11 protein-coding genes are annotated in these 12,978 nt (G+C 46.7%); 9 read left to right on the plus strand and 2 right to left on the minus strand.

The features are described from left to right. Positions 1-69: 69 nt before the first annotated feature. Positions 70-1,962, plus strand: coding sequence for a M13-type metalloendopeptidase (locus tag RP262_RS02835; protein ID WP_311154236.1), 1,893 nt, complete (start codon positions 70-72; stop codon positions 1,960-1,962). A gap of 233 nt (positions 1,963-2,195) precedes the next feature. Next, positions 2,196-3,092, plus strand: a complete 897-nt coding sequence (locus tag RP262_RS02840) for a haloacid dehalogenase-like hydrolase (protein WP_311154237.1) — start codon at positions 2,196-2,198, stop codon at positions 3,090-3,092. A gap of 86 nt (positions 3,093-3,178) precedes the next feature. Here RP262_RS02840 and RP262_RS02845 read toward each other — a convergent pair whose 3' ends face one another. Continuing rightward, positions 3,179-4,375: an ROK family protein gene (locus RP262_RS02845; RefSeq protein WP_311154238.1), complete on the minus strand. Its 1,197-nt coding sequence runs from the start codon at positions 4,373-4,375 to the stop codon at positions 3,179-3,181. 204 nt (positions 4,376-4,579) lie between these two features. Here RP262_RS02845 and RP262_RS02850 point away from each other — a divergent pair, with 204 nt between their 5' ends. The 6 genes from RP262_RS02850 (at position 4,580) to RP262_RS02875 (ending at position 10,836) form a co-directional block, all read left to right on the plus strand. Next, positions 4,580-4,897 carry a PTS sugar transporter subunit IIB gene (locus tag RP262_RS02850; RefSeq protein WP_004188921.1) on the plus strand — a complete coding sequence of 106 codons (318 nt, stop codon included), beginning with the start codon at positions 4,580-4,582 and terminating at the stop codon, positions 4,895-4,897. Positions 4,898-4,905: 8 nt separating this feature from the next. Next, the gene (locus tag RP262_RS02855; RefSeq protein WP_002898520.1) at positions 4,906-5,223 is read left to right on the plus strand and encodes a PTS lactose/cellobiose transporter subunit IIA; all 318 of its coding nucleotides are present in this window, start codon (positions 4,906-4,908) and stop codon (positions 5,221-5,223) included. A gap of 5 nt (positions 5,224-5,228) precedes the next feature. Next, complete coding sequence (locus tag RP262_RS02860; protein ID WP_311154239.1) at positions 5,229-6,590, plus strand: PTS transporter subunit EIIC; 1,362 nt, start codon at positions 5,229-5,231, stop codon at positions 6,588-6,590. Then, positions 6,591-8,369 carry a beta-galactosidase gene (locus tag RP262_RS02865; RefSeq protein WP_311154240.1) on the plus strand — a complete coding sequence of 593 codons (1,779 nt, stop codon included), beginning with the start codon at positions 6,591-6,593 and terminating at the stop codon, positions 8,367-8,369. It begins immediately after the preceding gene. Positions 8,370-8,378: 9 nt separating this feature from the next. Further along, a complete protein-coding gene (locus RP262_RS02870; protein ID WP_311154241.1) occupies positions 8,379-9,308 on the plus strand; it encodes an aldo/keto reductase in 930 nt (309 codons plus the stop codon). A 118-nt stretch (positions 9,309-9,426) separates the two neighbouring features. Next, positions 9,427-10,836 carry an LPXTG cell wall anchor domain-containing protein gene (locus RP262_RS02875; protein WP_311154242.1) on the plus strand — a complete coding sequence of 470 codons (1,410 nt, stop codon included), beginning with the start codon at positions 9,427-9,429 and terminating at the stop codon, positions 10,834-10,836. Positions 10,837-10,884: 48 nt separating this feature from the next. Here RP262_RS02875 and RP262_RS02880 read toward each other — a convergent pair whose 3' ends face one another. Next, entirely contained in the window at positions 10,885-11,865 is a 981-nt protein-coding gene (locus RP262_RS02880) for an NERD domain-containing protein (RefSeq protein WP_311154243.1), read from the minus strand. A 210-nt stretch (positions 11,866-12,075) separates the two neighbouring features. On the opposite strand from RP262_RS02880, the gene RP262_RS02885 reads away from it, so the two are divergent. Then, the gene (locus RP262_RS02885) at positions 12,076-12,945 is read left to right on the plus strand and encodes a glycosyltransferase family 2 protein (protein ID WP_311154244.1); all 870 of its coding nucleotides are present in this window, start codon (positions 12,076-12,078) and stop codon (positions 12,943-12,945) included. The last annotated feature ends 33 nt before the right edge of the window (positions 12,946-12,978 follow it).

A 12,978-nucleotide genomic window follows, 5' to 3' on the forward strand; every position in this document is an offset into this window, starting at 1 on the left:
ATAAGAAATGTTTGAAAAAACAAGTAGATTTTGATAAGGTTATATCAAAAGCATGAAAGCGAGAAGAAGATGACACGACTACAAGATGATTTCTATGATGCGATTAATGGTGAGTGGGCCAAGACGGCGGTCATTCCTGATGATAAGCCAGTGACGGGAGGTTTCATGGATCTGGCAGATGAGATTGAAGATCTTATGCTCGCCACGACTGACAAATGGCTGGCTGGCGATGGAGTGCCAGAAGATGCTATTCTGCAGAACTTTGTTGCTTACCATCGCTTGGCAGCGGATTATGATAAACGGGAAGCAGATGGGATTGAACCTGCGCGTGCTTACGTTGATGAAATTCGCAACCTAACATCTTTTGAAGACTATGCTTCTAAGATTGCAGACTTCGAGCTGGCTGGCAAGCCGACTTATTTCCCATTTGGTGTAGCGCCTGACTTTATGGATGCCCGAATCAATGTCCTCTGGGCAGACGGACCGGGAACGATTTTGCCAGACACGACCTATTATGCGGAAGACCATCCGCAGAAGGCTGACCTGCTTGCAAAATGGCGCAAGGCTCAGGAAGACTTGCTAGCCAAATTCGACTTTGCGGAAGAGGAAATCAAGGATCTTTTGGATAAGGTCTTGGAGCTGGATGCTGTTTTTGCTCAGTATGTTCTGTCTAGTGAAGAAAGCTCTGAGTATGCTAAGCTCTACCATCCTTATAAGTGGGACGATTTCAAAGCCTTGGTACCGGAATTGCCTCTGGCGGATATTTTCACCAAGTTAATCGGCCAAGAACCTGACCAAGTCATTGTGCCAGAAGAGCGTTTTTGGCAGGCGGCTAAGGATATCTATACAGCTGCTAACTGGGACAAACTCCATGCTCTGCTGATTCTCTCTGCGGTCCGCAATACAACCCCTTATCTAACGGATGACATCCGTGTCTTGGCAGGAGCTTATCATCGTGCTCTATCAGGGACTCCTCAGGCTCAGGACAAGAAAAAAGCAGCCTTTTACCTAGCCCAAGGTCCCTTTAATCAAGCTGTCGGTCTTTGGTATGCCGGTCAAAAGTTCTCACCAGAAGCCAAGGCTGATGTGGAGCAGAAAGTGGCGACGATGATTGAAGTTTACAAAAATCGCCTGGCCCAGAATGACTGGCTGACACCAGAAACTCGGGACAAGGCTATTGTCAAACTCAATGCCATCAAGCCTTATATTGGCTATCCTGACGAGCTGCCTGAACGCTATTCCCGCAAGGTCGTCGATGAAAAGCTGACTCTCTTTGAAAATGCTCAGAAGCTAAGCCAGATTGATATTGCTTACAGCTGGAGCAAGTGGAATCAACCAGTGGACTACAAGGAATGGGGCATGCCAGCCCATATGGTCAATGCCTACTACAATCCGCAGAAAAACCTGATTGTTTTTCCAGCGGCTATCCTGCAGGCGCCTTTCTATGACCTGCACCAGTCCTCTTCAGCTAATTATGGTGGTATCGGAGCGGTCATCGCCCATGAGATTTCTCATGCTTTTGATACCAATGGAGCGTCCTTTGATGAAAATGGCAGCCTCAATAACTGGTGGACAGAGCACGACTACCAAGCCTTTACCAAGCGGACTCAAAAGGTCATTGACCAGTTCGAAGGACAGGATTCCTATGGTGCTAAGGTCAATGGCAAGCTGACTGTTTCAGAAAACGTGGCAGATTTGGGCGGGATTGCAGCAGCCCTAGAAGCAGCAAAGAAAGAAGCTGATTTCTCTGCAGAGGAATTCTTTACCAACTTTGCCCGCATCTGGCGAATGAAGGGGCGAGAGGAATATATGAAGCTCTTGGCGAGTGTCGATGTCCATGCTCCAGCCAAGCTTCGGACCAATGTGCAGCTGCCTAACTTTGACGACTTCTTTACGACCTTTGATGTCCAAGAGGGAGACGGCATGTGGCGGAGTCCAGAAGAGCGGGTGGTCATCTGGTGATGCCGAGATAAGACGCTTATCGAATTTTGCTCAAATCAAAAATAATCGAGCTCATTTCAATAGTCTGCTTTTGTTTGTGAAAGCAGGCTATTTTTTCAAAGGAAAATATAAAGCGTTTACATTTTCGTGACCTTGTGCTATACTGTAGTTGATAACAAAAAATAAACAAAATATCCAAATAGAATAGATTTCAAAGTGTTTATTAATGAATAATAAAGAAAAGAGATGTTCTTATGGTAAAACGATTCATTAGTTCAAATGCTTCAGAAATTTTAAGTATGACTGCGCCGGAGCTGAAACAGAGCATCAAGGCCAGTGAGGGCCGCGTTATCCTGTCTGAAAACGTAGCTTTCAAAGAATCTTATATTGGCGATGTGACCAATGCAGAAATTGCTCGGTCTTTTGGTGCTGACTTGATTCTGCTGAATGGGATTGATATCTTCCAGCCTTTTGTAGCTGGTCTGGATGCCAAGGAAGATTTTGTTCAGGAACTTCATCGCTTGGTGGGTCGTCCTATCGGTATCAATCTAGAGCCGGTGGATAGCCAGGCCCAGATGGCGGGAGAACGCCTGATCATTAATGAAGGCCGTCAAGCTAGTCTAGCAACCATTCAGATAGCGGAAGAGCTGGGGGTTGACTTTATCTGTCTGACGGGTAATCCAGGAACTGGTGTCACCAATCAGGCCATTATCGACACCATTCGAGTGGTCAAGGAGAATTTTTCAGGCCTCCTGATTGCTGGCAAAATGCATGCTTCAGGTGTGGATGAGCCGGTAGCAGACCTGGAAGCAATCGCTCGATTTATCGAAGCAGGTGTTGATATTGTCCTAGCACCGGCAGTCGGAAGTGTGCCTGGCTTTGATGAGCAGGACTTGAAGCAGATTGTCCGACTGGCCCATCAAAAAGGGGCTCTGGTTATGAGTGCTATCGGTACCAGCCAGGAGAGTGCTGATGAGGATATTGTCAAGCAAATGGCCATCCGCAACAAAATCTGCGGTGTAGATATCCAGCATATCGGAGATTCCGGTTACGGCTGTCTGGCTCCGGTTGAAAATATCTTTGCCATGAGCAAGGCTCTCAGAGGACAGCGCCACACCATTTCCATGATTTCACGCTCAATCAATAGATAGTAAAATGAGACAGACTTTTAGGGGTAAGCTCCTAGAAAGCCTGTCTCTATTTTTTATAAAAAAGACCGAGATTCTTGTCTCGGCTTTTATAGGTTTCCTTTTTTATCTAAAAATTCATGATAGACACAGAGGCTGACTGCAGAGCGGGCAATGCTGTATTTAGAGTAGGGGATAATGACAATCTCTGCTTGTTTTTGCTTTGGAAAGAGAGGTACTTCCTGCTCTAACTGAGCCAGGACCTGTTCGGCAATAACCGGATAGGAGAATATTTGGCCGTCCAGATAAATCCTTTCGCTATCAATAAGCTGGCAGAGATTAGAAATGGAAATGGCTAGATAGCGGCAGGCAGTATGAATCAACTTAATGCTGCCCAGGTCTCCTAAGCGATAGGCGGTCATCAGACTTGTCAAATCGATATCATTGACGTCCTCTACAAGGGTCTTTAAGAGCGAGGTCTGGGAAGCCCGGTACAGGATAGCAGCTTTGTCAATCAGAGCGCTCTCGCTGGCATAGACCTGTAGGCAACCGTGCTTGCCGCAAGGACAGCGCTCGCCTTCAGGGTTGATAACGGTATGCCCCACCTCCCCGATAAGATAATTATCCTGACTGTAAATGCTACCCTTGTACATGTAAGAGCAATGAATACCTCTGGCGACATGATAGACGATAAAATTACTGTCTGTCGGATGATAGCTAAAGAGGCGTTCAGCCAGTGTCAAACAGTGGGACTTATTGGCGAAGTAGACAGGGAAGTCAAAGGCTTCTTGAATAGTCCGCAGGTTAATCTGTCCCCAGTGGGGGTTTTTAGAAATAATAAAATCACTCTCAGAGAGATTCACATGCCCCGGCAACCCGAGGGCAATCGCTGAGATGGGGTATTGGCTGTTCTTTTTTAGAAAATCTTGAATCAGCCGGATGATTTCCTGGTCAGACGGGCCGCCTGTCACCTCGATCTGATAAGTCCGAATGCTGCTTTCTGCAATCTCACCGGTATTGTCAGCTATGACGATGGCCAGCTGTTTTTCAGAAATCTCAAAGCCCAGATAGTAGCGGCTACGAGGCGCAATATCTAGCAGGGTTTTCTTGCGGCCTACGCTCTCGTCATTGAGCTCGCCCAGCTCTAGAACCAAGCCTTCCTTGATCAGTTCATTGATGATGCTGCCGGTCGTGGCTGGTGTAATTTGAGTTTCTTTTGAAATATCAATCCGAGAAATCGGTCGTTTGGCATAGAGCTGATCCAGAACAGTTGCCCTTAGCTCGTTTTGTTTTCTAGTTCGTGTCATCTTGTTTCCTCTGCTGCTATACTATCAAAAAAAGCTTAAAATCTCAAATGTAAGCGTTGACATAGTACAGAAAAATAGTTATAATGTTTATAGAATATTAATAACATGGTGAAAAATATTCTATTTTTGGATTTTTGTTTATATATTAAAAATAAATAGCAAGCGTCGTTGCAGGCTAGGTCAGATTCATAAAGGAGGATGCCGATGGAAACAAAACAGATTATGTTAGTCTGTGCGGCTGGGATGAGCACCAGTCTCATGGTCAATAAAATGCAGAAAGCTGCAGAGGAGCGAGGCTTAGCTGCGACGATATTTGCGGTGCCAGTGTCAGAAGCAGAAGACTATCTAAGCGAGAAAAAGGTTGATGTCCTTTTGCTGGGGCCTCAGGTCCGCTATCTATTGGAGGATTTACAGGAAAAACTAGCTTCAAAAGGCATTCCGGTCGATGTTATCCCTATGACGGACTACGGAATGATGAAGGGGGATAAGGTCCTGGATCTGGCAGAGTCGCTCATGAAGTAGGTGCTCCTATGGAAAATAAAGATTCCTTAGAGGTCGCTATGACCCTCATTATGTATGGCGGAGAGGCTAAGTCTTGTGCTATCGAAGCCATTGCGGCAGCTAAAAAGCAGGACTTTGACCGAGCTCAGGAGAGACTGAGTCAGGCTCAGAAGGCCCTGCTGCAAGCCCATCACGCTCAGGCTGAAATGCTGAGCAAGGAGGCACAAGGAGAGAAGACAGAACTTAGTTTATTTATGGTACATGGGCAGGATCATCTCATGACCAGTATCGCCTTTGTTGATTTGGCAAAGGAGATTGTTGATTTACATAAAAAATTTGATGAATAGGAGAAATGCAGATGAGTAGTTTGGTTGATAAATGGCAAGCGCGTCTCATGCCTATTGCCAATAAAATCGGCAACCAAAAATTTCTGGTTGCCCTCCGGGATTCCTTTATCGGGACCATGCCTGTGATTATGACGGGCTCTTTCGCCCTCATGGTCAACGCCTTTCTATCTGACTTGCCAGGACAGTTCGGCTGGACCTGGATTTCCTCTACCTTCCAGTGGCTGATTGATATTAACTGGCTGGTATTTAAGGGCAGTATTCCTATCGTTACCCTCTTGTTCCTCTTTACCTTCGGGGTCAATATCGCTAAGATTTACAATACCGACAAGGTGTCTGCCGGTCTGGTAGCTGTGGCTTCCTATATCATTACCATTGGTGGCTCTGTTACTAAAACCTTTGAGTTGGCTGGCAAAACACCAGGGCTGAGCAAGGCAATTTCAAAACTTCCAGAGCTAAAACTTGACGGCAGTGACCTGTCTGTGACGATTAACAGTGTCATTCCCGGTGACCAGATCAGTGCGCGTGGCTATTTTACTGCCATTCTGATTGGTTTTGTGTCTGTCATCATCTTCTGTAAGGTCATGAATCGTAACTGGACTATCAAACTTCCGGATTCTGTTCCTCCAGCTATCATGAAGCCGTTCCTGTCTATCATTCCGGCTGCAATTGCAATGTATGTCGTGGGAATTGCGACCTATCTCTTTAATCTGGTGACAGGCGAGCTGTTGATTGACTGGATTTACAAGATTCTTCAGGCACCGCTTCTCAGCTTGTCTCAAAGCTTCTGGGCTGTGTTGCTCATTGTCTTTCTCAATAAGATTTTCTGGTTCTTCGGACTGCACGGGGGTAATGTGCTGGCGCCAGTTATGGCCAGTCTCTTTGGTGTGACCATGCTGGCCAATCTGGAAGCTTATCAGGCTGGGCATGCGATTCCTTACATGTGGACGGATAATTCTTTTGGTGCTTTTGTCTGGTTTGATGCGATTGGGGTTGCCATTGCCATTCTATGGCAATCTCGGAACAAGCACTATCGCGAAGTGGCCAAGTTGGGAATTTTCCCAATGGTCTTCAACATCGGTGAGCCGGTCATGTACGGTCTGCCAATCGTTTTGAATCCAATTATGTTTATTCCATACGTCCTTACTCCAATGGTCATGGTAACAGTAGCCTACTTTGCAACCTCTATGGGCTTGGTTGCGCCGGTTACTCAAAACGTTACTTGGGTCATGCCGCCGATTCTCTACGGTTTCTTTGCGACAGCCTTCGACTGGCGGGCAATTATTCTTTCGCTGGTTAATATCGCTATTTCAACCGCTATATATCTGCCCTTTGTCAAGATGGCAGATAAACAGGAGGAGTTTGGATAAATGGCAAAATTTGAAATTAAAGAAGAATTTTACTTGGATGGCAAGCCTTTTAAGATTTTATCGGGAGCTATTCAGTATTTTCGACTTCATCCAGACCAGTGGCGAGATACCCTTTACAATCTTAAAGCTCTAGGCTTTAATACGGTAGAAACCTATATTCCTTGGGCATTGCATGAACCTCAGGAAGGGCAGTTTCAGGCAGAGGGCATGCTGGATTTTGAAGCATACTTCAAGTTGGTTGAGGAGATGGGGCTTTATCTCATTGTCCGTCCGACGCCTTACATCTGTGCAGAGTTTGACTTTGGCGGCCTGCCGGCTTGGCTCTTGAGATATCCTTCGATGCGCCTGCGGGTCAATCATCCGCTTTTTCTGGAAAAGGTCAGTCATTTCTATGACTGGCTCTTTCCCAAGCTTCTGCCCTATCAGAGTGATCAAGGCGGACCTATCCTCATGATGCAGGTGGAAAATGAATACGGTTCTTACGCCGAAGACAAGGCCTACATGCGCAGCATTGCGCAGATGATGAAGGTACGTGGCGTTACGGTTCCCCTCTTTACCTCTGATGGGACTTGGATTGAGGCTTTGGAATCTGGGACCTTGATTGAGGATGATATTTTTGTGACGGGGAATTTCGGATCTCAGCCCAAGGAAAATACAGATAATCTGCGAGCTTTCATGGATCGCTATGGCAAGAAATGGCCGCTTATGTGTACGGAGTTTTGGGACGGCTGGTTCAGCCGCTGGAGCGAGGAAATCGTTCGGCGAGAGGCAGAAGATTTGGCTCAGGATGTCAAAGAAATGCTGCAGCTAGGCAGCATGAACCTCTTTCTACTGAGAGGTGGGACCAATTTTGGTTTTATCAGCGGCTGTTCAGCTCGAAAGACCAAGGATTTGCCACAGATTACCTCCTATGATTTTGATGCTCCTATTACTGAGTGGGGGCAGCCGACCGAGAAATACTACGCTGTTCAGCGGGTGACCCACGAGGTCTTTCCAGAGCTTGAGCAGATGGAGCCGATTAGCCGACAGGCCAAAGCCTATGGCAGTTTTCCGCTGCTTGGGACTGCAAACCTGCTGGATGTGGCAGCGGACATCACAGAGGAAATTCTGCTGGATTATCCGCAGCCTATGGAGCAGATTGGGCAGAATCATGGCTATATCCTCTACCGTTCCGATATCAAAAATCAATACCATGAGGAAAGGCTCAAGGCATTGGAGACTCATGACCGCTGCCATTTCTATGTCAATCAGGAGCACCTAGCTACCCAGTATCGGGAAGAAATCGGTGATGAGATGCTCTTCTCAGCTGATACCGAGCGGATTCAGATTGATGTGCTGGTGGAAAATATGGGGCGAGTCAACTATGGTTACAAGCTGGGTGCACCCAGTCAATCCAAGGGAGTCAAGGGTGGTATCATGATTAACCACCAGTTCCGCAAGGGCTGGAAGCATTATGCGCTTAAGTTTGACCAGGAAATGCTGGCCAAGCTAGACTGCTACTCAGATCCACCTGAAAGTGTCAAAGCACCGACCTTCTATCGCTTTGAAGCAGAGCTGGATGATATCGCTGATACCTTCATCGACTGCTCTAAGTATGGGAAGGGCTGTATTGCGGTCAACGGCTTCAACCTTGGCCGCTACTGGAATGAAGGACCAATTCACTATCTCTATGTGCCGTCTGGCTTGCTCAAGGAAAAGAATGAATTTATCGTCTTTGAAACTGAAAATGTCAAGATTGAAGAGTTGACCTTGCTTGACAATCCAGTCTATAAGAAATGAGGTGTTGCGATGAAATATATAACAGTCGGGAATGAACTGGAGGGAGCCAGTCAGCTGATTTTGGGCTGCATGCGATTGGCAGAACACAATCCTGAAGAGGTCGTTTCCGTTCTTGAAACAGCCATAGAAGTGGGAATTAATTTCTTTGACCACTCAGATGTTTATGCTGGCGGCCAGTCTGAAGCTAAGTTTGCGCAGGCTCTGCGTACGGCTAAGATCCCCCGGGACCGAGTTCTCATCCAGTCCAAGTGCGGACTGCGAGATGTTCACACTAACTACCATTTTGACTTTTCTAAGGATTATATTATTCGTTCGGTTGAAGCCAGTTTGGAGCGCTTACAGACAGACTATCTGGATGTGCTCCTCCTGCACCGGCCGGATGCTCTTGTGGAGCCGGAAGAGGTAGCTGAAGCTTTCTCACAGCTGCACCAAGCTGGGAAGGTCCGCTATTTCGGAGTCAGCAATCAAAATCCTTATCAGATCGAGCTGCTGCAGAAAAGTGTGGAGCAGCCACTGATTGCTAACCAACTGCAGTTTGGCCCAGCCCATACTCCGATGCTGGACGCTGGGCTCAATGCCAATATGCTCAATCCTTTAGCAATCGTTCGGGATGGTAGTGTACTGGACTATTGTCGATTGCATCATATCACGATTCAGCCTTGGTCACCATTTCAGGTCGACTTGAATCAGGGACTTTTTATGAAGCATCCTAAATATGCTCAGCTTACAGAAACTCTGCATGCCTTTGCGTCAGACTATCAAGTTTCTTTTGAAGCCTTAGTTCTCGCATGGATTTTGCGTCATCCGGCACAAATGCAGCCGATTGTTGGCTCCATGAATCCGCAGCGAATTCGCTCAATGGTGGCTGCTTTTGATATTGAGCTCTCTCGGTCTGACTGGTATAAGATATACAAGAGCGCAGGGAATCCTCTGCCCTAAGCTTGTTTTTGCAGGGAGATTATTTGTTATTCAGAATCAATGAAGGCTAAGAGCAGTGAATCAGTCTGCTTGTTTCATTGATTAAGCTAGATTCTGTACCTTATGAAAGGAGAATGATATGAATAATAAGTTTTCTTGGCAAGGCCTAGCAAAATCTGCTTCTGCTGCCAAGTATGGAAGCGGCTTGCTGCTATGTGCTTCCCTCTTGTCCTTAGCAGCTTTGACGTGCGTCTCAAGAGTTGAAGCAGAAGATGTTGCGACTGCCCCTGCCGCAGTAACTGAAACGCCGACTTCTCCAGCAGCCCAAGCAAGTTCTGAGGCTGAAAATCCAGCTGTGGTTGAACCCCAAGCAGCTCCTGCAAGTCAGGCCGAATCAGCTGCTAGCGAGTTGCCAGCCAGTCAGGTCATGTCCGATGAGCAGAAGCAGCGCGCCATTGCTCAGATGGGGGCCAATCAAGGGGATGTCTGGGTTTGGTCGGAGGAAAATGTCGTTGAAGAAAATGGGGAGCGTCAAAAGCGTGGCCCTAATGGCGGCCCCGGCCAATTTAATGGCGGAGCCGTTGTGTTAGGCGGTCGTCCGACTTATGACCCAGCGGCTGATTGGTACTACCTAGCTTATAAAGGCGAAGGGATGACCGACGAAGAAGCGCAGGCTGTCTTTGACAAGGAACGCGGCAAATGGATGAATGAATTTGATCCTTGGGGTGTTGTGATGGAAATGACGGACAATAAGGCTGGCAATGCTTGGGCGGATATTCGTAACATGCAGGCTTTCGTCCTTCGGAAGGACTCCAATGTCTGGGAGAAAATTGTAGATCACCCTCAAGGGGTTCAATGGGTTTCTCAATTCAAGGGAAATATGTCCAGCAACGTAGGAGATGCCCGGCAGGAAGCCTTGGCTGGCGGGGGAACAGCTATTGAGGTCTTACCTAAGCAGGATCGGGTTGCCCACTGGGGTTCTGATCAGGCTCGTGATATTCCGAATCCTCAGACCATTCGGGCTGTTCTGGTTTCTGTCGAAGCGCGTATTTCTGAAAAATCTGACCCAGATGCCAAGCTTGGTATTCAAGTTGGCGGTGACTGGAAATTTGCTGAAGAAGTGAGTAAGCCGCTCTGGTATCCAGGAGCTGGTTTGGCTGGTATTCAGCGACTGACCAAGGATTGGGCTCGTTACTATTTTGTAAGCCTCACTGGTATTCAAGATGCAGTCGAAGAAAGGGCCATTTCACAAGATGAGTTTATGAAGAGTATCGTGCCGCTGGCCGATATGGAGCAAGCCGCCCAAAATCAAGCTCAGCAGCCAACCCCTGCAAGACCTGATCCAAAGGGTAGCCAAGCGGAAAATCTGACCTACAAAACAAGCGGCAAGACGGGCCCTCAAGCAGCGTCTCAACAGCCAACTCTTCAACAAGCTTCTTCCAAACAACTGCCTAAGACCGGTAGCCAAAGCAGCCTATTGGCCAATCTGCTTGGATTCGGGCTCTTAGGGCTGAGTGCTAGCTTCCTTGGCTTGAAGAAAAAATCTTAGTTTTGCAAGCTAGAGGGAAAATAATCTACAAAAAAGCAACAGCAGATTCTAGCTGTTGCTTTGTGTTTGATTTAGGTTTTGCACGACAGGCTGTCCAAAATTAGGTGCTTGCGCAACCTGCTCGGCAATCGGACTGCAGACAGGCTCTTGGTATTTTTGAGTAAAGCGGCATCTTGGGAAGTTGGAGCAGCCCCAAAATTTCTGACCGGCCTTAGAACCTTTGGCTGCTGTACGGAGCACCAATCCATGCTGGCAGCGAGGGCAGATCTTTTCTGCTTCTCTACGCTGTTTATTCTGGGCAATGCTGTTAATATGGCGCTCTTTGATGACCTGCTTTCGCTTGGTCAAGGGCAGGAGCATACGATAGAGGTCGTCAATCTGCTCAGGCGACAGGTAGACTGGACTTTGGCAGGCCTGCCGGTCAATTGCCCCAATCACTTGCCAGGTCTGAATAACCTTATGCCTGTCACTGTTTAGATGGATTTCCTTAAGCTGACAGTCATTGCCAAAGACGATATAGGAATATAGATTTGGCGTGTATTGGTTGAGATAATAGCTGAGCCATTTGAGATGGACTTTATTTTGAATAATGGGATTGAAAAAAGAATGCTTGTAAGATTTTCCGCGGCCTCTGGAAAGAACCTGAGTCCAGTATTGCTGATTTTCTGAGCCGAAGATCCAGCCCTTGTAGTTTTTTGACTCAAAAATGTAAATTCCAGATGGATGAATCAGCAGTGCATCAATCTCAGTGGTAGTGCCATCTTCTTTGAAGATGTAGAGATTGTACAAAATCTTTTTATAGCCATAGAGCTGGTTCAAGACCTGACCAAGCTGGTACTCTCCCTGTTTTCCCTTGTTGTATTTGAGTTCCCAAGGGGCAGTCTGAGTTTGCTGGAAATAGTCAGGCTCTTGGCTTTGGCTGGACGACCAATCCGAGTCTGTATCTTCTCGGTCTTCGAGTAGCTTATAACTGATAAAAAAGACGATGCCAAAGACAGCCACAAATGCGACGAAAAAGAATCCAATCATTTCCTAATCTCCCTTAAAATCCCTAATTCGAGTATAGCACAAAATAAAGAACGAAAGATTTTTATAAGTGTAAAAACAAAACAATTGAACAATGGATTGAAATATCTCTAAAAATAGAAAGCTATCCTTTAAAAACTTATTTTCCAAAAACACCTCACAAACCTAAAAAATCATGTATAATAAAAAGACAGGAAAAGAATAGGAGTTATCATGTCTCAGGAATTAATCAGTGTTATCATCCCTGTTTACAATGTTGAGCAGTATTTAGCAGAATGTGTGAACAGCGTCTGTCGTCAGACCTATCAAAATCTGGAGATTATTCTAGTCAATGATGGTTCAACAGATGCTTCTGGCCAGATTTGCCAAGAGCTGGCTGACCAGGATGCGAGGATTCGTCTCATTCATCAGGACAATCAAGGCTTGTCCGGTGCCCGCAATACAGGGATTGAGCACTCCAGTGCAGACTATTTGATTTTTGTGGATTCGGATGACTGGCTGCCTGAGCAGCATGTTGCCCGCCTCTATGAAAAGCTCAAGGAGTATGATGCGGACATTGCTATTGGTCACCACTGTAGTTTTCGTGCAGAGGATTCAGCCTTCCTCTACTATTCGACAGAGCATTTTGAAACCCTCTATACGCGAGAAGAGATAATCGAGGAGTATCCTAGACGGCGCATGCTAGACGGTGTCTTTCTCTGTGCCTGGGCTAAGCTCTATAAGCGTGAGCTCTTTGATACAGTGCGCTATCCAGTCGGCCGAGTGGCCGAAGATGCCTTCACGACTTATAAGCTGTACCTTCAGTCAGAGAAGATTATCTACCTCAATGAACCGCTCTATTACTATCGCTTGCGGCCAAATAGCATCTCCATGACTTGGAATGAGCAGTGGTTTCGAGACTTGATTGTAGGTTTTGAGGAGCAGCTAGCCATTCTAGGTAAGCTGGGCTATGACCTGAGCTTCTACTACAAGTATTACACCTTCCTGCTCCAGTATTGTCGTGACAGCGCTGCAGCCGTTGGCATGCAGTCCAGTCGGGTCTATCAGGAAATTGAAAGCAAACTCCAACTATTTGGAGAATAAATAAAACAAGCTACCTTTCAACCGTAGGGCTGA

Origin of the sequence: uncultured Streptococcus sp. (assembly GCF_963456385.1) — a bacterium.
Classification (GTDB): domain Bacteria; phylum Bacillota; class Bacilli; order Lactobacillales; family Streptococcaceae; genus Streptococcus.